General features: G+C 40.8%; 23 protein-coding genes and 1 pseudogene. 14 read left to right on the top strand and 10 right to left on the bottom strand.

The window, feature by feature from the left end; all coding sequences use genetic code 11:
* Window positions 1-326: 326 nt before the first annotated feature.
* Both BGC07_RS08320 and BGC07_RS23640 read left to right on the top strand, forming a co-directional pair.
* Window positions 327-524: a hypothetical protein gene (locus tag BGC07_RS08320; RefSeq protein ID WP_069312726.1), complete on the top strand. Its 198-nt coding sequence runs from the start codon at window positions 327-329 to the stop codon at window positions 522-524.
* A 242-nt stretch (window positions 525-766) separates the two neighbouring features.
* A complete protein-coding gene (locus tag BGC07_RS23640) occupies window positions 767-1,690 on the top strand; it encodes a potassium channel family protein (RefSeq protein ID WP_069312725.1) in 924 nt (307 codons plus the stop codon).
* A 46-nt stretch (window positions 1,691-1,736) separates the two neighbouring features.
* Here the strand turns inward: BGC07_RS23640 and BGC07_RS08310 are convergent, their stop codons facing one another.
* The 4 genes from BGC07_RS08310 to BGC07_RS08295 are packed head-to-tail and all read right to left on the bottom strand — an operon-like array spanning window position 1,737 to window position 4,014.
* Entirely contained in the window at window positions 1,737-2,732 is a 996-nt protein-coding gene (locus tag BGC07_RS08310; RefSeq protein ID WP_069312724.1) for an NAD(P)H-dependent glycerol-3-phosphate dehydrogenase, read from the bottom strand.
* 29 nt (window positions 2,733-2,761) lie between these two features.
* Complete coding sequence (secB, locus tag BGC07_RS08305) at window positions 2,762-3,253, bottom strand: protein-export chaperone SecB (protein ID WP_069312723.1); 492 nt, start codon at window positions 3,251-3,253, stop codon at window positions 2,762-2,764.
* Between the two features lie 59 nt (window positions 3,254-3,312).
* A complete protein-coding gene (gene grxC, locus BGC07_RS08300) occupies window positions 3,313-3,570 on the bottom strand; it encodes a glutaredoxin 3 (RefSeq protein WP_069312722.1) in 258 nt (85 codons plus the stop codon).
* 21 nt (window positions 3,571-3,591) lie between these two features.
* Window positions 3,592-4,014, bottom strand: a complete 423-nt coding sequence (locus tag BGC07_RS08295; protein ID WP_069312721.1) for a rhodanese-like domain-containing protein — start codon at window positions 4,012-4,014, stop codon at window positions 3,592-3,594.
* A 224-nt stretch (window positions 4,015-4,238) separates the two neighbouring features.
* On the opposite strand from BGC07_RS08295, the gene BGC07_RS08290 reads away from it, so the two are divergent.
* The 8 genes and pseudogenes from BGC07_RS08290 (at window position 4,239) to uvrD (ending at window position 11,294) form a co-directional block, all read left to right on the top strand.
* Complete coding sequence (locus BGC07_RS08290; protein WP_069312720.1) at window positions 4,239-4,949, top strand: metal-dependent hydrolase; 711 nt, start codon at window positions 4,239-4,241, stop codon at window positions 4,947-4,949.
* 14 nt (window positions 4,950-4,963) lie between these two features.
* Window positions 4,964-5,212: a hypothetical protein gene (locus BGC07_RS08285; RefSeq protein WP_069313840.1), complete on the top strand. Its 249-nt coding sequence runs from the start codon at window positions 4,964-4,966 to the stop codon at window positions 5,210-5,212.
* 3 nt (window positions 5,213-5,215) lie between these two features.
* Window positions 5,216-6,205 (top strand): D-alanyl-D-alanine carboxypeptidase/D-alanyl-D-alanine endopeptidase, encoded by a 990-nt coding sequence (gene dacB / locus BGC07_RS08280; RefSeq protein WP_069312719.1) that lies wholly within the window; start codon window positions 5,216-5,218, stop codon window positions 6,203-6,205.
* A 31-nt stretch (window positions 6,206-6,236) separates the two neighbouring features.
* Window positions 6,237-6,623: a D-alanyl-D-alanine carboxypeptidase gene (locus BGC07_RS23190; RefSeq protein WP_077216817.1), complete on the top strand. Its 387-nt coding sequence runs from the start codon at window positions 6,237-6,239 to the stop codon at window positions 6,621-6,623.
* Between the two features lie 29 nt (window positions 6,624-6,652).
* The gene (gene dacB, locus BGC07_RS08270; protein WP_069312717.1) at window positions 6,653-8,071 is read left to right on the top strand and encodes a D-alanyl-D-alanine carboxypeptidase/D-alanyl-D-alanine endopeptidase; all 1,419 of its coding nucleotides are present in this window, start codon (window positions 6,653-6,655) and stop codon (window positions 8,069-8,071) included.
* Between the two features lie 33 nt (window positions 8,072-8,104).
* Window positions 8,105-8,449 (top strand): hypothetical protein, encoded by a 345-nt coding sequence (locus BGC07_RS08265; RefSeq protein WP_069312716.1) that lies wholly within the window; start codon window positions 8,105-8,107, stop codon window positions 8,447-8,449.
* Window positions 8,450-8,550: 101 nt separating this feature from the next.
* Window positions 8,551-9,081: an OmpH family outer membrane protein gene (locus BGC07_RS08260; protein ID WP_069312715.1), complete on the top strand. Its 531-nt coding sequence runs from the start codon at window positions 8,551-8,553 to the stop codon at window positions 9,079-9,081.
* A gap of 43 nt (window positions 9,082-9,124) precedes the next feature.
* A pseudogene (gene uvrD, locus BGC07_RS08255) lies at window positions 9,125-11,294 on the top strand (DNA helicase II).
* Window positions 11,295-11,331: 37 nt separating this feature from the next.
* On the opposite strand, the gene BGC07_RS22085 reads toward uvrD, so the two are convergent.
* On the bottom strand, window positions 11,332-11,577 hold the full coding sequence (locus BGC07_RS22085) for a ProQ/FINO family protein (RefSeq protein ID WP_394332114.1): 246 nt from the start codon (window positions 11,575-11,577) through the stop codon (window positions 11,332-11,334).
* Window positions 11,501-11,812 (bottom strand): hypothetical protein, encoded by a 312-nt coding sequence (locus BGC07_RS22080; RefSeq protein WP_235603033.1) that lies wholly within the window; start codon window positions 11,810-11,812, stop codon window positions 11,501-11,503. The genes BGC07_RS22085 and BGC07_RS22080 overlap by 77 nt, the downstream gene beginning before the upstream one ends.
* A gap of 218 nt (window positions 11,813-12,030) precedes the next feature.
* On the opposite strand from BGC07_RS22080, the gene BGC07_RS08245 reads away from it, so the two are divergent.
* Window positions 12,031-12,462, top strand: a complete 432-nt coding sequence (locus BGC07_RS08245) for a DUF4402 domain-containing protein (protein ID WP_069312714.1) — start codon at window positions 12,031-12,033, stop codon at window positions 12,460-12,462.
* A 21-nt stretch (window positions 12,463-12,483) separates the two neighbouring features.
* Here BGC07_RS08245 and dapF read toward each other — a convergent pair whose 3' ends face one another.
* The 4 genes from dapF to BGC07_RS08230 form a co-directional block, all read right to left on the bottom strand.
* Window positions 12,484-13,314 (bottom strand): diaminopimelate epimerase, encoded by an 831-nt coding sequence (gene dapF / locus BGC07_RS08240; RefSeq protein ID WP_069312713.1) that lies wholly within the window; start codon window positions 13,312-13,314, stop codon window positions 12,484-12,486.
* On the bottom strand, window positions 13,311-13,433 hold the full coding sequence (gene lptM / locus BGC07_RS19395; protein ID WP_077216816.1) for an LPS translocon maturation chaperone LptM: 123 nt from the start codon (window positions 13,431-13,433) through the stop codon (window positions 13,311-13,313). The genes dapF and lptM overlap by 4 nt, the downstream gene beginning before the upstream one ends.
* A 97-nt stretch (window positions 13,434-13,530) precedes the next feature.
* Window positions 13,531-14,415: a formyltetrahydrofolate deformylase gene (purU, locus tag BGC07_RS08235; RefSeq protein WP_235603032.1), complete on the bottom strand. Its 885-nt coding sequence runs from the start codon at window positions 14,413-14,415 to the stop codon at window positions 13,531-13,533.
* Window positions 14,387-14,605: a hypothetical protein gene (locus BGC07_RS08230; RefSeq protein ID WP_069312712.1), complete on the bottom strand. Its 219-nt coding sequence runs from the start codon at window positions 14,603-14,605 to the stop codon at window positions 14,387-14,389. The genes purU and BGC07_RS08230 overlap by 29 nt, the downstream gene beginning before the upstream one ends.
* Window positions 14,606-14,753: 148 nt before the next feature.
* On the opposite strand from BGC07_RS08230, the gene BGC07_RS08225 reads away from it, so the two are divergent.
* From BGC07_RS08225 to BGC07_RS20590, 3 genes are all read left to right on the top strand, one after another.
* Window positions 14,754-15,032 carry a hypothetical protein gene (locus BGC07_RS08225; RefSeq protein ID WP_069312711.1) on the top strand — a complete coding sequence of 93 codons (279 nt, stop codon included), beginning with the start codon at window positions 14,754-14,756 and terminating at the stop codon, window positions 15,030-15,032.
* An 805-nt stretch (window positions 15,033-15,837) separates the two neighbouring features.
* Entirely contained in the window at window positions 15,838-16,434 is a 597-nt protein-coding gene (locus tag BGC07_RS08220; protein ID WP_069312710.1) for a beta-1,3-glucanase family protein, read from the top strand.
* On the top strand, window positions 16,397-16,611 hold a 215-nt coding region (locus BGC07_RS20590), incomplete at its 3' end, for a beta-1,3-glucanase family protein (protein WP_201258131.1). The genes BGC07_RS08220 and BGC07_RS20590, both read left to right, overlap by 38 nt.

Raw genomic sequence — 16,611 nt, 5'->3', positions numbered from 1 at the left:
TTAGAGGGTGTTTTTTAGCGCGAGTTGCGCAAAGTATTACTGCTGAGAGTTAATAGCAATAGTAAGAAGAGCTAGGATAATAAGATGATGCAGCAGCCACAGAGAGTGTGTGGAATAAAGCAGATTGATTGCTGCTAAGCTGGTGCATGACTAGAGCTCCGATAAGTAAGTTGCCTAACCATAAAATCATAAGCGAGGTGAGATGTCAACAGTTCAGCGTGTTGTCATTATACCATTATCATAACTATGAAATAGACTTGTGTGTTAAACATGAATCATGTTTAATGATCTGTGAGAAAAATGAATAAAACAAGCAAGAGTGTTGTATGCTAGAAGTATTAAAATGGGTGGTAATTATCCAAGGCTGTGAACAAGATCAAGTGATTCATTTTGAGTCAAATAATAATGCTGAAGACGTACGTCGGGTCGCTCTGCGAGTTGCACGATTGCGGGGTATTAATCTAAAAGAAGTTAAGCACGAAATTATGACAGAGACAGAATACCAAAAAAATCGGGATCACTGATTAATTTCTAAATAAAATAATTCTTCTAAAAATTTATAAATTAAAGAGGGTTATAGCGATAGCTATAATTTATACCTATATATTTGTGTTTATAGCACTCATCTTAAATTAAGTGGAGAAGCTAGATTTTTAAAACAACTTTAACATAGATGATTGATTTTTGTTTATAGAGTTTATTCAAAAACATTATCATTTTTGACTAAACTTTAGGCTATGGATTTAGATAATATGAATTGGACTCTATGCAAACTCCTTGGAAGAATCGCGCTGTACTCCTAAGTATTGTAGGGTATGGGGGACTTGCAAAAGAAGAATCTGCTCAAGCTGTGCGCTGGTATCAGTACTTCTTCCGAGCGCGTATGTTCTTTCTCATTTTTCTAATGATGCAATGGTATTTTGAATTACGCCATGCCCTTAATTTGCAACAGGAATTTATCGCGAATTTAATCGTTTGGAGCTTTTTTGTTATTGAAATAGTGACGCTGCTGTCTTTGACGCGATATAAAGTTACTTATTTACGCCGGCAGTGGGTTAATATTTTAGTGATTTGTGCCGGTCTGTTTCTTTTAATTTTTACTGATTATTCCGATGAAGCCTGGTTACAGTTCCTAAGATTGCTATTGATTGGCTGGTTATTAATACCTTGGTTAAAAGTATGTTATTTATCACTGACAGATAACCGCTTAGGTACGACGCTTGCGGCGGCGTTTATGATCATGGTGTTTGCGGGTATTTTAGTTTCTGCGCTTGATAAAAGCTTCCCAACACCGCTTGAGGGGATTTGGTTTGCTTGGGTAACTGTTTCTACGGTGGGCTATGGAGATTATGTGCCTACAACCTTGGTGGGTAAGATATTTGGTGCTGGATTAATTTTAATGGGAATGGCACTTTTTTCGGTGATTACTGCGAATTTCTCATCGATTTTTGTCAGTAAAGGCATGCGTCAGGACTTTAATATGGTCAGAGAAGAAAGTGAAAATATTTTGCAAGGTATTCATGCAGAAACCGAAGAGATTAAAGTTGTTTTAGAGCGTCTGCACAATATTAAAGCTGAAGAAGATGATATTTTGGCCAATGTGCGTGATTTACGGGGGCGCGTCAAGCACATTGAGGAGGCATTGGACAAAAAGAGGCGTATTCAACGGCGCTTTATCCGCAGAAAATAAAATTAACTTAGAATATAAAAAAGCGCCTGCTCAGGCGCTTTTTTATTTATTCGCTTTTTGGAGCACGAGCAAAAAGCTCTTGAACAGCTTGTTGTATAGGTAAGTTCTCATAGAGAACGCGATAGACCTGATTAATAATCGGCGTATCAATATCAAGCTTGCTTGCAAGCTGATAAACTTGCCTAGCGTTATGATAGCCTTCAACCGCTTGTGCAATCACTTTTTCTGCTTGCTCTGGTGTTTTACCTTGGCCTAAAGCGAGGCCGAAACGACGATTGCGTGACTGGTTGTCAGAGCAGGTGAGTACTAAGTCACCCAAACCGGTAAGTCCCATCAAGGTTTCTGCTTTTGCACCTAAAGCTAAGCCAAAGCGCATGATTTCTGCTAGGGCTCGTGTGATCAATGCAGCTTGTGCGTTGGCACCATAGCCAAGACCTGAGGCAATGCCTGCGGCGATGGCCATAACATTTTTAACGGTGCCTCCGATTTGAGTACCGATAACATCATGATTGGTATAGGTGCGAAAGTTGTCTTGGTGAAAACGCTCGACCCAGCGTGCTGCATGATCTTTATCACTTGATGCAATCGTAATCGCTGTGGGTAAGCCTTGAGCAACTTCTTTGGCGAAGCTTGGGCCTGAAATGACAGCAAAGGGTTGCTCTGTAGATAGCACGTTCGCACAGACCTGGTCTAAAAATAGACTCTCATCACTGACCCCTTTACTGGCGGAGATAATGTCCGTGTAATGGGTGATGTGGGATTTAACCGCTCTTAAGCTAGATGCAAAGGCATGAGAAGGTACAGCAATGACTAAAGCGCCACTGGCTTCAACGGCTTCTGCAAGGTGTTCATGGCAGTTAATATTGTCGGCAAGCTTAAGGCCAGGAAGGTGTTTCTCATTACATTGGCTTTGTTTTAGCTGCTTCATATGCTGATGGTCACGTCCCCAGAGGTGAACGGTGTGACCATTGCGCGCGAGGGCGCAGGATAGCGCAGTGCCCCAAGAGCCTGCGCCAATCACAGTAATCGCTTCTTTTTCCATACTGTGCCTGTATCCTTGTTCTTTAAGTTTTAGTGTTGAGTCTCACCAACCGCTTGTTTACGTTCACCTTGTTGCTCTTCTAAGTGTTGCATGTAAAGTGCGTCGAAGTTTACTGGTGAGAGCAGTAATTGTGGGAAACCGCCGCGGTTGACTAAGTCAGAAACGGATTCACGTGCATATGGGAAGAGGATATTTGGGCAAAAGCTGCCTAAAGCGTGATGAAGTTGATCTTGTGGAATATTTTTAATGCTAAAGATTCCAGCTTGATGAACTTCGGCTAAAAATGCAGTTTCATTGTCATTTTTGACTGTTGCGGTAACCGTTAAAACCACTTCAAATGTATCTTCTGCAAGATTATTGGCTTGAGTGTTGAGTTCAACATTAAGCTCTGGGTTCCAGTCTTTTTGAAAGATCGCTGGTGTGTTTGGTGCTTCAAAAGAGAGGTCTTTGACGTAGACTTTTTGAATAGCGAATTCTGCTTCAGAATTTTCTGTACCTGGGACTGCTTGTTGTTCAGCCATGAGAGTGGCTCCTTATCGTTTATGTTATAAGTATGAAATTTGATCTCAAGTGTAGAGAACTAACGGCCTTGAAGCAAGGCATCGAGTTTGTCGTCACGCTCTAGCGCATATAAATCATCACAGCCACCGACATGGGTATCGCCGATAAAAATTTGTGGTACAGAGCGACGATTTGATTTAGTCATCATCTCTTCGCGTTTGCTTGGATTAAGGTCGATACGAATTTCAGTGACATCAACGTTTTTTTCTGAGAGCAGGCGTTTAGCTTGTACGCAGTACGGGCAAACAGCCGTTGTATACATAATTACTTCAGGCATGATTTATTCCTCATATCCACATTATTTCACGAGTGGGTAACTTTCTTTTTTCCAGCTGGCAAGGCCTTCAGCGAGGCTATAAACATCTTCAAAGCCCTGCTTTTTGAGCACACTGCCTGCGGCGGTTGCGCTGGTGCCATTTTCACATACTAGGATAATGGGTCTGTTTTTATGCTTTTCAAGCTTTGGTAAGAATTCTTCCATTTGCGCTTTAGGGTAATTGCGGGCGTTAGCGATATGGCCGCTTGCAAATTGTTTGCTGTCACGAACATCGACGATAATGCCTTTTTGGCGATTGATGACCGCAGTTAAGTCTTGTGGGGAGAGGCGTTTGACGCCACGAGAGCGTAAGCGAAATTCATGAAGTAAGAAAATAATGAGCACGACGATAAACAAGCCTGCCAGAAGATAGTGTTCGGTTAAAAAAGGGACGAGTTTATCCATTGTTAGAGTTACCTTTTGGTTGATTTAATCGACACAGTATACATGATATTGACACAGGGAGCACTGCCCTGGTTGGTGGATCGTTAGATATAAGACAGCAGATAGAGTGCTTGATTGTATACAACACAGATGCTCCTAATTTTTGTAAACAAAAGAAGTAAATAGTACTTAATTTGTTGATTTTATTTTTGTTATTGACTATATTCGCCCTTAAAGGAAAAAATATGGCGAATTTTCATACACATATTACGGTTGCAGCGGTTGCCAGCGTGAGTGTTTCCATTGTGTTAGCCGGTGCGGGGATTATCAACCCGAGCTTTGCTATTTTGTTATGTGCATTAGGAACACTCGGTGGCATTTTGCCGGATATTGACTCAGACCACTCGACTTCGATAAAAATCATTTTTCACTGTTTTGCCGTTGGTTTAGCATTTTTAGTGACCTTTGCCATGCTTGCGCATTATTCTATCTTGATTTCATTAGTGGTTTGGTTTGGAGTTTACTTTGCCGTCCTTTTTGTGATTCAACCCATTTTTAAACAATTTACTGTGCATCGTGGCTCGATCCACTCGATTCCGATGGCTATTTTTGTTGGTTGCTTATCAAGCTCGTTTTGCTTTTATTTCTGGAGTTATGGTGCACGAGAATCTTGGTTGGCCGGTATTTTTGTGACTTTTGGCTTTATGGTGCATTTAATTTTAGATGAACTATATAGTGTTGATTTATCTAATGCGCATATCAAGCGCTCTTTTGGTACGGCGTGTAAGGTTTATAGCCAACATTTTGTCATTCCTTTTGCCATATTGTATGGTTTACTTTCAGCGTCGTTTTTTGTCGTACCGCATTACACAGTGTTAAAAGATGAAATATTCACGCTGAAAAACTACCATAAAATAGAGGCTCGGTTATTGCCTAGCCGTATTAAAATCGCATAGAGGTGGTAATGGGGATGAGTGATATTTTAAACCAAATGAGTGCCTCAGCGGCCCATTTTAATCAGATCTTATTTTATGTGAACGTGATTTTACATTTTCTTTTTGCCGCCGCTATTGCACGTGATGCGGGCAACTTACATAAGCGTGGTTTGCCAACGCAGCTTGTTTCAGGCTTTGTTTGGGCTTTTGCCACGTTGTTAGGTGGCGTGTGGACGGCATTGATTTACTGGCTGATGCATCATTCGAGTTTGTCACGGCGTTAACCAATGAGAGTTTGGCTGGTTAATACATTATTTGGGCTTGTTGCTTTATTGAGCACGAGCGCATTTGCGGCGCATGCCGGGGGGAAATCAACGCTTGCCCAATGTTTAAATGCTAAGCTCACTCCTCTTGAAAAGACCACGCAGGTGGGCTTAATCGCTGAGAACTTAACGACGGGGAAACTGCTTTATAGTAAAAACCCCGAGCAAAGTTTTTTACCCGCTAGTGTGATTAAATTGGTTACAGCAATTGCGGCGCTTGCTTATCTGCCTGAAAATTATCAGTTTGAAACTAGCATTCATTTAGCAGGTAAGCAGTTGGGTAACAGATTTTCAGGGCAGGCTTATTTTAAATTTTCTGGGGATCCGAGTTTTAAATCAAGTTATATTACGCGCTTTGTTAAAAAATTATATTCACAAGGTATTCGTACTTTTAATGGCAATGTTATTGTTGACCGTAGTGAGTTTGCCGCTCCTGATGCAGCGCCTGGCTGGCTTGTCGATAATGTCCATATTTGTTATGCCGCGCCAATCAATGCATTGATCTTGGATGAAAATTGCCGACGCACTTCTATTTATACCAAAAATAGCCAGGTGGTTATTAAGCCTAAGTTCCCTTTTAGCTTTATTAATCAGGTCAAAATTAATCATGATCAAAAGTTACCCTGTAGCCTTGAGGTTGCCATAAAGCCTGGTAATCAGGTTGTGCTTTACGGCTGCATGCAGCAAGAGCAGTCTTATGGTTTAGCATTAGCAGTGCGTGATCCCGTTAATTACCTAGAGCAGCGTTTAAAGCAAGGCTTTAAGGCGCGAGGAATTGTCTGGCGAGGGCAGGTGAAAGAGGGGAGTCTTGCCAGCAGTAGTAAGCTTTTAATGAGCTTTCATTCACAAACGCTAAACTTAATTATTCAAGATATGCTAGCGACCTCTAATAATATTGAAGCTGAGGCGTTATTAAAAAAAGTTAGGTCAGCTTTATTATGGTCACGCCGGTAGTTTTACTGATGGAGTTGCGGCAGTTAAGGCCATTTTAGCGAAGAAGTTAAATTTAGAGACCGAGCATTGGTTGCTTTATGATGGTTCGGGCTTATCTCGCTATAATCAAGTGACCCCCGAGCAATTTAATCAGTTATTAATTGCTTTATATAAAAAGCACGCTTTGTATAAAAAAGTCTATGCGTTATTGCCAAGGCTTGGCCTGGATGGCCAGCTCGTTTATTATTCAGTTCCTCGTGGATTAAATGGCAAAATACGGGGTAAAACTGGTTCTATGCAGGGAGTGAGTAATTTAGTCAGCATTCTTGAATCTAAGACAGGTAATGATATTGCAGTGAGTTTGTTCTTATCTCCAGGGCTAAATAAGTTCAAAAACTATCGCAAAACACAGATGAATCTTTTAGACTGTTTCGCCTAGTAGTTTAAAAAATTAAGATTTAATCGATAATGAAAAAAACTTTAACAGTAATCGCTGCTGTTGCTGTAGCTTGTTCTTTGAGTGTCTCTCAGATTTACGCTACGCGTTTACAATCGTGTTTACATGATGTGTTAGCTCCGGTGACACCGACCCATCATGTTGGGCTTTACGTGCAAAGTTTAAATGATGGTAAAGTTCAATATGATTATCATGCCGACCAGCCATTTACACCGGCGAGCACACAAAAAATCCTCGTGGCAACCGCTGCACTGCTTAAGCTAGGCCCAAACTATCAATTCCAAACAAAAATGGGTTATGTAAAGTCACAGCTAAAAGGACATGTATTAACAGGCAATGTTTATTTTAAATTTAGCGGAGATCCGACTTTAACCCGTTATGATCTTAGACAGATGGTCGCAGGTTTGAAGCGCCAGGGAATTAATCAAGTTAATGGCAAAGTTATTCTTGATCATTCTATTTTCAGAGCGCCATTGCGAGCGCCTGGCTGGTTAGTCGATAATTTGCAGATCTGCTATGCCGCGCCGATCAGTGGGGTTATGATTGATCAAAATTGTGTGCATGCGGTATTAAGCGCTGAGCGAAATCAGGTGAAACTATCTTCTGATCCTGACTTTAAGTTGATTAGTCACTTGAAAGTGACGCCTTATGGCAGTCCTTTATGCCAGTTGCATTTGAGTTTTGATAAGAATAATAAGTTGTACGCTGAAGGCTGTTTGCGTCGTGGTCGAGAGGTCTATTTAGCTTTGGCTGTTGATAATCCGGTGGATTATTTTAAGCAATTAATCACTGAGCAAGCAAAGCAATTAGGGGTACATTTTCGTTATGGCCTCAGGGTTGTTTCGGGAAATTACCCGAAACATTTGTCTGCAGAGTTTAGCCACTCGTCTGCCAAGTTACGTGATATTATTCATCATATGCTAAAAGTATCGGATAATATTGATGCAGAAGTTTTAACAAAGTTGCTTGGTTATACTGTCTATCACCAGGCCGGCAGTTGGGATAATGGCACTCGTGCGATTAAAAGGATTTTAAAGAAAATCCCTGACTTAAACGCAAAAAAGTTGGTTATTTATGATGGCTCAGGGCTGTCTCGTTATAATTTATTGACACCCAAAGAGCTAAATGCAGTATTGCAATTTGATGCGCGCCATTTTGGCTTGAAGTCAGATTTTAGTAACAGCTTACCGGTGTTAAGTGTTGATGGTACTTTAGCTGCTTACCGCTTGCCAGCAAACAGTGCAGATCGGGTGATGGCGAAAACAGGGTCAATGATGGGGGTGCATAATCTTGTTGGTTATATCAAACCTTATCGGGGTAAAACCATGAGCTTTGCTTTTATGACGAATGGTGTTGATGAAGAGCATCCGCTTAACTATCGGCAGTTAGAGCAAAAAGTGTTAAGCTGTTTGGGCCGCTTTGCGGGGTAAGTGGATTATTTAGTTGATAGGTAAGCGTGGGATATGGCAGAAAAGCAGTTTGCAGTCACCGGTTATGTGGTTAATCTAGCACGTAATATTCAAGCGGTATGGCAAGATGCAGCAACGAAAAAAGCATCGGCGAGTATAGAAGTCTACGGAGATGATGCAAGGCTGATTGTCTATTTTGTTGACTCTGTCGCAGAGCTTGGCCGTTGTGCTTATTTACCTGAGCAAAAAGTCGCGGTGAGCTTTGTCCTGATGGAGCAGCTGCCCTATTATCTAAAACTGTTAGAGTCAGAAGGTGTGATGGCATGCTTAAACAGTGAGCAGCCTGAACAAAACGGTTTATTTATGAGCGTTGATTGTTCTAGTAGAGTTAATGCGTAGATGATGTATAAATAAGGTTGAACTCAATTTCGCTGAGTACGGTAGGCGATACGTTGGAAAACGCTAAGAGCGTGAATAGTCATTAAATCATGAGGTGTTAAATGAAATTACGAGTGTTAGTCGCTTTATGTTTGGCGACTTTTGGACTGCAAGCGGTTGAGGCCGCTCAAGTGGCTGTGGTTGATTTAGTTAAGGTGAACAAAGAGTCACCATTAATTGTTGCTAAAAATGATAAGCTTGCTGCTGCTGAAAAAGAAAAAAGCGCGAAGTTATTAAAAATGCGCAATGCCTTGATTGATTTATCAGCACAAGAGAAAAAAGAAATTGCTGCGATCACAGATGCCAATAAACGCGCTGAAGCGGTTAAAACTGCGCAACTAAAATTAACGCTCGAAGAAGAGAAATTGAAAAAAGAAGCGTTAGAGTTGCAAAAAGCACAACTTGAAGAGCAGCACCAAGCACAAGTTTCGATTAACAAAATTTTGGACACGGCCTTGGCGAAGTTGGCGAAAAATAAAAAAGAGCCGTTTGATCTTTTAGTCAATAAGCAAGCAGTGCTTTATTCTGATGGCAAAGTCCCTGATTTAACACCACAGTTAATCAGTGCATTACAAAAAGAGCCGGCTAAATAATTAACTCATTTAGCTTAATAATATAACGTTAAAAGAATCTAGAATGATGAATGATGAATTCTGTGATGGCTTAAACGCTAAGCAGCGTGAAGCGGTGATGGCGCCTGAGCAAGACATGTTGGTTTTGGCGGGTGCCGGCAGTGGTAAAACCCGGGTATTAATCTCTAGAATTGCTTGGCTAGTTTCTGAGCTGTCTTGCTCACCGCGTGAAATACTCGCGCTGACCTTTACCAATAAAGCAGCGACTGAGATGCGTGAGCGTTTAAATCGCCTATTATCGCTGCCAGCGCAAGCTTTATGGATGGGGACGTTTCATGGTATTTGTCATAAAATTTTACGCCGTCATAGCCAAGCGGCTCACTTACCAGACAGTTTTCAGATTATTGATGCCGATGACCAATTGCGCTTGATTCGCCGTTTACTTAAGGCGAGTAATTTGGATGAAAAGCAGTTTCCACCACGGCAATTGCAATGGTTTATTAACCATCAAAAAGATCAGGGTTTACGTTCTCACCATGTCAAGCCAGTGGGTCGTCAAGACCGTCAAATGCTAGAGATTTATCAGCAATATGAAGCGGCCTGTCAGCAGTCCGGTTTGGTTGATTTTGCTGAAATTTTATTACGCGCGTTTGAGTTATTAAAGCATGATGTAAATATCTTAACTCATTATCAAACGCGTTTTCGCCATGTCTTAGTGGATGAGTTTCAAGATACTAACGGTATTCAATATGAATTTTTAAAGCTCATTACTCAAAAGCAAGAGAATCATTTGACTGTCATTGGTGATGATGATCAGTCGATTTATGGTTGGCGGGGGGGCGTGTGTTAAAAATATTCAAGACTTCCAGCGTAATCATCCAGGTGCTGCGATTGTCCGCTTGGAGCAAAACTACCGCTCTACGGCTAATATTCTTGAAGCTGCGAATGCGGTAATCGAGCCGAATAATGATCGGATTGGTAAAAATTTATGGACTGATCAGGCCGAAGGTGAATTAATCTCGGTTTATAGTGCATTTAATGAAACCGATGAGGCACGTTTTGTCGCTCGTGAGATTAAAAAATTGCGTGAGCAAGGAGTGAGCAGTCGTGACGTTGCTGTGTTATATCGATCAAATGCTCAGTCTCGGGTGATAGAAGAAGCTTTTTTGCAAGAAGGCTTAGCCTATCGAATTTATGGTGGGCAACGCTTTTTTGATCGTGCAGAAATTAAAGATGCGCTGGCCTATTTACGTCTAGTTCAGCGTCGTGATGATGACAGCGCCTTTGAGCGTATTATCAATACACCAACACGGGGGATTGGTGATCGGACTGTGCAGATATTGCGTGATTATGCCAAATTAGAAGACTGCTCACTTTGGCAGGCTTTAACTCATGCAGCAGAATCTGGAGCTTTGGTACCGGCGCGCGCAAGCCTAGCATTGAAACGCTTTTACGAGCTGATAGAACAGTTGGCAACTACGGTGAAAGAGACAAGTTTATCTGTCCATGTTGAGATGATGTTAGAGCTGACTCAGCTGGATCAGGCCTATTTAAAAGAGGGCAAAGAACGTCATCAAGCACGCCTTGAAAACTTAAGTGAGTTAGTCAGTGCTGGGGCGGAATATGAACGCTATGGTGAGCAAGATGAGTCGGTTTCACCGTTGCAAAACTTCCTCGCTTATACGGCTCTTGAGTCCGGAGAATTACAGGCGGGACCTGCTGAAGATTGTGTACAGATGATGACCTTGCATATGGCGAAAGGTTTGGAGTTTTCCTATGTTATGCTCTGTGGCATGGAAGAAGGGATTTTTCCTCACCAGATGTCGATGAATGATCCTGAGCGTCTGCCTGAAGAGCGCAGATTGTGTTATGTCGGCGTGACGCGAGCGATGAGAAAACTCTATATCTCGCATGCAGAAGCGCGACGTTTACACGGTCGAGAAGCCTACCACAAACCATCGCGTTTTCTAGAAGATATCCCTGTGCATTTAACCGAAGATGTGCGTTTTCAAACGACGGTATTAAAGCCGCAGGTTGTAAAATCCAGCGCGGCAAAGCCTGCTCACAGTAGTCATGCGCGTTTTCACTCAGGTCAGGCTGTCGCACATAAGAAATTTGGTAACGGCGTTATTCTAGATATTCAAGGGGATGAGCCAAAACTGCGGTTGAAAATTAGCTTTAAGCATTTTGGCGTGAAGTGGTTATTGGCTGACTTTGTCGAGCGAGTTGCTTAAAAATAGCGAGCAGCTCGCCCAGTTATTGTGTGTGAGCTTAAGCGCTTTGTGGGCTTTCATTGCTACTTTGCTGGTACGCTTCGTTGCGCTTGTTCAGTAACATTTGGGCATATTCTTTTTGCTCAGCAGAAATTTCTTCTACTTCCTCACCTTGTAAATTAATACGCTGGCTGTTGTTGATTGTTGCTTGTAGATAAGAGTTGCCGCTAGTGTAATAGCGCAATGCGCCTGAAAGCGCATTTTTTTGAAACGTTATTGTCAGCAGCCCAAATATTAAGTTCATCTTTAACCCCTGTTTTTAAGGGGCGACGGTTACGCAGATCAAAGGCGGCGGGGAAGGATTGGAGTAATAAGTCCATTGCTTGAATATTAGCCTGGCGAGCATCAGCAAGTTTTTTCGACTTCTCAGAGTCCACTGTCGGCTTCACAGCATGGTTTTTAGCAAGGGTCATCGCAATTTTACCGTCGACGATTTTAAAGGTTTGGCGACGCTTTCTTGTTGGACTTTCTATACTCATCGTTTTCTTATCCTATTGGGATCGCTTGATCAATAAATGGATACCACTGTGTAGCCACAGGATGCTTCATAATAACAGAAGGTGGGGGCGGGACTATAGTTTTCAAGGGGGCGGTAAATATTTTCCGTTGAACTTCAGCTCCTCAGCTTTAAGCAAAGTCATTAAGCTTTAACTATACTTTATTTATGTATTAGAGCCATTTCATTAAGGATGTATCAATGAGAAAGACGGCTTTAGTCGCTTCGTTTATGCTTTTATCAACGATTGGTAGTGCAAGTTTTGCAGCACAGACCTCAGTAAGTGTGATTGCGCATGTTTATAAGGCGCTGACGGTAACACAAACGCAGGCAATGGATTTTGGCAATTTGTATGTGACAACAGGCTCATCATCGACCAAAACTGCGACAGGTGCTTTTCAAGTCACAGGGGAAGATAATGCGGCGATCAGTATTGACTACCCAGACACCGTGACGTTATCGGGACCTTCTTCTTCATCGTTAACGATTAATATTCAGACGAATGATGAGAATGCAACGCTGAATGGTTCAGGTCAGTTGACAAAAAGCTTTACAGGAGAGACAACTGTTAATGCTGCAACCGTTGCGGGAGACTATACTGGAACAGCAACAATTACTGTGGCTTATGTTTAAGGCTGATTGAATGAGCTTTTTTTAGAGGGCAACTTCACCATTAAAAACGGTTGTGGCAGGGCCTGCGAGGTAGAGAGGGTTTTCTTTACCTTGCCAGCGCACAGTTAGATTACCATGAGCCAGCTTAATATTGACTGATTCATCAACTTCATCGCGTAAACGCAGTGCTGCCATGCTGGCGCAACAGCCGCTGCCGCAAGCGAGCGTTTCGCCGACACCTCGCTCAAAAGTACGAACAATAAGCTGATTGCGACTTATTTTTTCAACAAAGTTAATATTGGCTTTTTCTGGGAAGAATGTGTGCTTTTCAAGTGCTTTTCCAAGCTCTGTCACTGGGGCATTATGAATATCGGTAACATGTAAAACAGCATGAGGGTTGCCAACAGAAAGTGCATAACATTGGATGCTGCCATATTCAGTATCAATATGATAACTCTCTCGTTGTTCTGTGGCTTGGCAAGGAATCTTTCTAGGATCAAAACTAGGGGGGGGCATTTTTAATTCGATGTTATTCGAACTCAATTGTGTCAGCTCTAACACGCTATTTTGGGTGCGTACTTTGATTGTGTTTTTATGACTGAAGCCCTGTTCGTGGATAAAGCGCATCAAGCAGCGTGCGCCATTGCCGCATTGACCGACTTCCTTGCCATTGGCATTAAAAATACGATAATAAAAATCATGATCTGCACTCTGGGCTGGAGCCACGATTAAAATTTGGTCACAGCCGATGCCACGCTTGCGATCACTGAGCTTGCGCAATTGACTGGTATTTAGCTTAATGTCTTGATGAATTGCATCAAGGACAATGAAATCATTACCCAAGCCATGCATTTTGGTAAATTTTAATTTCATGCGTTGTGTTGAGTCGATGTTGTTGGTGTATTTTGACTTGGCATATATAAGTCTCCTTTTTGTCCACAACCCGTTAATAATAGGCCGATAAAAATAATGGGGAGATAGATGAGTTTCATTGGTTTTATCCTAATTATATTTAAGTTTATCTTGAATCAAGTTTTGATTACGTCATTTAAATGATTTTATTTCTAAATTTCTAATATGTTAACGCTTTTAGTTAAATACAACGGTTTTATCATTATGGATAAAAACACGGTCTTCAAGGTGTAGGCGCAAGCCCCGGGCCAGTACATTTTTCTCGACATCTTTACCTAAGCGCACCATGTCATCGATGCTATGGCAATGATTAATTCTGACCATATCTTGCTCGATAATGGGACCTGCATCAAGTTCATCATTGACATAATGACAGGTTGCTCCAATGAGTTTTACGCCACGTTCAAAAGCTTGATGGTAAGGCTTGGCACCTGCAAAGGCGGGCAAAAAGCTATGGTGGATATTGATAATGCGCCCTGGGTATTGTTGGCAGAGAAATGGTGGCAATATTTGCATATAGCGGGCAAGAACGATGAGGTCAGGCTTATATTGATCAATTGTCTCGGCAAGTTGGTTAAAAGCTGCTGTCTTATCTTGTTTAGGTACGGGAATATAATGATAAGGGATGTTATGCCAGCTTGCCTCTTGAGCCAGATCTTGGTGATTAGAAATAATGCAGAGAATTTCAATGTTGAGCTCTTTACTGCGCCAACGATAGAGAATATCTGCTAGGCAATGCGATTGACGGCTAACCATGAGAATCACGCGTTTAGGTCGCTTGGGCTGTATCAGCTGCCATTGTAATTGTAAAGCCTGACTAATGTTTTCTAATTCTCTTTGTAACTGATCAAGCTTGGTAAAGTCAGTCGGAAAGTAAATGTCGTGGCGCATAAAGAACCAACCAGCACCTGCATCGGTGTGGTGGTTAGCTTCAATAATATTGCCTTGGTATTTGGCAATCAGTTGGCCGATGGTTGCAACAATGCCGATTTGATCTGGACAAGCAACTGTTAAGCGAATAGCGATCCCTGAGTTAATTGAGTTTTTGGTGATTGATTTCAAGGCGCATTTCTTCCATTAATTTAGCAAAGCCTTCTTGGTCACACTCGATGAGGCATTGCAAGAGGTATTGAAACTCTTCGTTAGTATATTCGGTGATGTTGCGCTGACACTCATCGAGGACATCTGCGATCCCATACGCCCAGTCTTGAATGCTTTGTTTAAATTCGTCGTCGAGCACTTCTTCAGTCATGCCTTGCCCTCTGTATTATTAAACCTTTGCATTGAATATTACTCTGCTGGATAATTTCTCACAAGCACCAGTTATTGAGAATTCCCTTGTTCTCTGCTCGTGTCAACCTTAAAATAGGCTCCGGCTGATGATTAAGGAGAATTATTGCGTGGATGTTGTTTTAGATGATTGGTTTTGGGATTATAAAAAAGGCCAAATTGTATTAAGAAATGAATCTGGTGAAATTACTATTCAAACAGATGTATCGATAGAGCGTGATCACTGGTCATGGCCTTATCCGGTGGATCGTGAAGAGTGGTCACGAGTGTGTGTCGGTTGTTTTAGAAGCTATGGAACAATTGCTGAGGGTGCATTGCAAAAGTGGCTGCATAGTCAAGAGGGTGGGCGATTTATTCGTCGTTTAATTGCTCAGCAGCACTTTGTTTAAGTGTGTGTTGGAGGTTGAGCTAGATTATGCTGGCACTTTTATATAGGCTTTAAATGTAGAATTAGCAGTTTTTTTGATTTAGGAGCTGATGCTAAAATAATTTATTCGTTTTTAAAAATCTTTAAAGTGCTTATTGTAATACAAAGGAAAGCCGTTTTAGCTTATTAAAGCTGAGATCTGGATCTTGCGTACCGACTCAGGGTGATATTATTTACTTGAATGCTATGGTTTTGAAAAATAGGCCGTAGCTGTGGAAAATCCAATGCCGCGCATATTTATAACAGAAAGGCAGAGTTTATAGCATTGCTTAGGCTATAGGGCGACCCACATCAATGACTCTGGTAGAGCGCTATAGAAAGATCATGTGATAATATAAAATTAAAACAAATTATAGCTTTCAAATAATGGGTGAAAATAAGCTTATGTATTGTGGTTTTTTATTGTTAATTTTAAGTTAAATCAACTTAAAATGATTTATATTTTTTGAATAATATTCTTTATAGTTTTTTGTTTGTTAATGTTGATACCCAATTTTATAAGAAAATTAAAATAATAATGAAACTTAATTAAGAATAACAGTTAAAGTCTTATTTTTTATATATAGTTTTGTTTTATTAAAATAGAATAAAGCATTTGATGTGATTAAGTTAGTTAGCTTATGTAAGGCTAAAACTTAATGTTATGATAATAAATGAAAGTTAACATTCTAACTGCCATCATTTTAACCGTTTGATATTTAAACAACTTATTGCAAGTTAGCAAACTAAAATAAATATATTAAAGTATTTATCTAAGGATTGATATTATGAAAATAATAAAACCACTTCCTCTTCTCGTTTTCGCCGCGACAACAACAGCCTTATCTTCAAATGCATTAGCTAATTCAGTGGTGCATTCTTCGCAAGACGCACAACATTGGCAAATTAATGTAAAAAACCTGTTAGCTAATAAACCAACTGTCTATGCTATTATTACTGCAACTGATCCTGCTACAGGTTCAATTGCATATTTAAATAATGCCACAGGAAAACTCATTGATGTTGATGCTAAAAACAATAACAGCGACCCTTATTCTTTTAAAATAGCCCCAGAGCAAGTAGTATCATTACCTTATGGTTATTCTGGTCGTATTTACTTTTCTGAAGATGAAAAGCTATCCATTCCTGCTGTCCAAAACCCTGATACGAAAAAATGGGGTTTTGTTCAGCCTAATATGGTAAGCAACACTACACCTCTTTACGATAAAGTCGAGTGGGATTTTAGAAACCAAGCAGGTAACAATAGAACAGTGATGAACCAAACTAATGTCGATTTTTATGGGTTTTCAATTAACTTAAAGCAATCTGGAGGAGAACCTGTTGGCGATGTTGGTTTATCAAAAAAGTCGCGGTACGGTCATTAATCAATTAGAGAACAAAATGACGGGTGACTGGAAAAGTCAAATATTAACAGATGATAGAAATAATATTCTTAGAATACTCAGCCCAGTTCACAACCCAAACGGCAAGCTTAAAAATAGTTTAAATGACTATACTGATGCACTTTGGCAATATTACAGCACAACCCCCTTTATATTAAA

Source organism: Piscirickettsia litoralis (assembly GCF_001720395.1).
GTDB lineage: Bacteria > Pseudomonadota > Gammaproteobacteria > Piscirickettsiales > Piscirickettsiaceae > Piscirickettsia > Piscirickettsia litoralis.
The sequence above is the reverse complement of the archived record's forward strand: the minus strand, read 5'-3'. Positions and strand labels throughout refer to the sequence as shown.

Bases quoted from the DNA above. Each gene is read 5' to 3' on its own strand.
- dapF (WP_069312713.1), bottom strand. From the start codon at position 13,314: ATGAAATTAAAATTTACCAAAATGCATGGCTTGGGTAATGATTTCATT.
- dacB (WP_069312717.1), top strand. From the start codon at position 6,653: ATGAAAAAAACTTTAACAGTAATCGCTGCTGTTGCTGTAGCTTGTTCT.
- BGC07_RS08290 (WP_069312720.1), top strand. From the start codon at position 4,239: ATGGCGAATTTTCATACACATATTACGGTTGCAGCGGTTGCCAGCGTG.
- BGC07_RS22080 (WP_235603033.1), bottom strand. From the start codon at position 11,812: ATGAGTATAGAAAGTCCAACAAGAAAGCGTCGCCAAACCTTTAAAATC.
- BGC07_RS22085 (WP_394332114.1), bottom strand. From the start codon at position 11,577: ATGAACTTAATATTTGGGCTGCTGACAATAACGTTTCAAAAAAATGCG.
- secB (WP_069312723.1), bottom strand. From the start codon at position 3,253: ATGGCTGAACAACAAGCAGTCCCAGGTACAGAAAATTCTGAAGCAGAA.
- grxC (WP_069312722.1), bottom strand. From the start codon at position 3,570: ATGCCTGAAGTAATTATGTATACAACGGCTGTTTGCCCGTACTGCGTA.
- BGC07_RS08220 (WP_069312710.1), top strand. From the start codon at position 15,838: ATGAAAATAATAAAACCACTTCCTCTTCTCGTTTTCGCCGCGACAACA.
- BGC07_RS08310 (WP_069312724.1), bottom strand. From the start codon at position 2,732: ATGGAAAAAGAAGCGATTACTGTGATTGGCGCAGGCTCTTGGGGCACT.
- BGC07_RS08265 (WP_069312716.1), top strand. From the start codon at position 8,105: ATGGCAGAAAAGCAGTTTGCAGTCACCGGTTATGTGGTTAATCTAGCA.
- lptM (WP_077216816.1), bottom strand. From the start codon at position 13,433: ATGAAACTCATCTATCTCCCCATTATTTTTATCGGCCTATTATTAACG.
- BGC07_RS08295 (WP_069312721.1), bottom strand. From the start codon at position 4,014: ATGGATAAACTCGTCCCTTTTTTAACCGAACACTATCTTCTGGCAGGC.
- BGC07_RS08320 (WP_069312726.1), top strand. From the start codon at position 327: ATGCTAGAAGTATTAAAATGGGTGGTAATTATCCAAGGCTGTGAACAA.
- dacB (WP_069312719.1), top strand. From the start codon at position 5,216: ATGAGAGTTTGGCTGGTTAATACATTATTTGGGCTTGTTGCTTTATTG.
- BGC07_RS08260 (WP_069312715.1), top strand. From the start codon at position 8,551: ATGAAATTACGAGTGTTAGTCGCTTTATGTTTGGCGACTTTTGGACTG.
- BGC07_RS08245 (WP_069312714.1), top strand. From the start codon at position 12,031: ATGAGAAAGACGGCTTTAGTCGCTTCGTTTATGCTTTTATCAACGATT.
- BGC07_RS23640 (WP_069312725.1), top strand. From the start codon at position 767: ATGCAAACTCCTTGGAAGAATCGCGCTGTACTCCTAAGTATTGTAGGG.
- BGC07_RS08285 (WP_069313840.1), top strand. From the start codon at position 4,964: ATGAGTGATATTTTAAACCAAATGAGTGCCTCAGCGGCCCATTTTAAT.
- BGC07_RS08230 (WP_069312712.1), bottom strand. From the start codon at position 14,605: ATGACTGAAGAAGTGCTCGACGACGAATTTAAACAAAGCATTCAAGAC.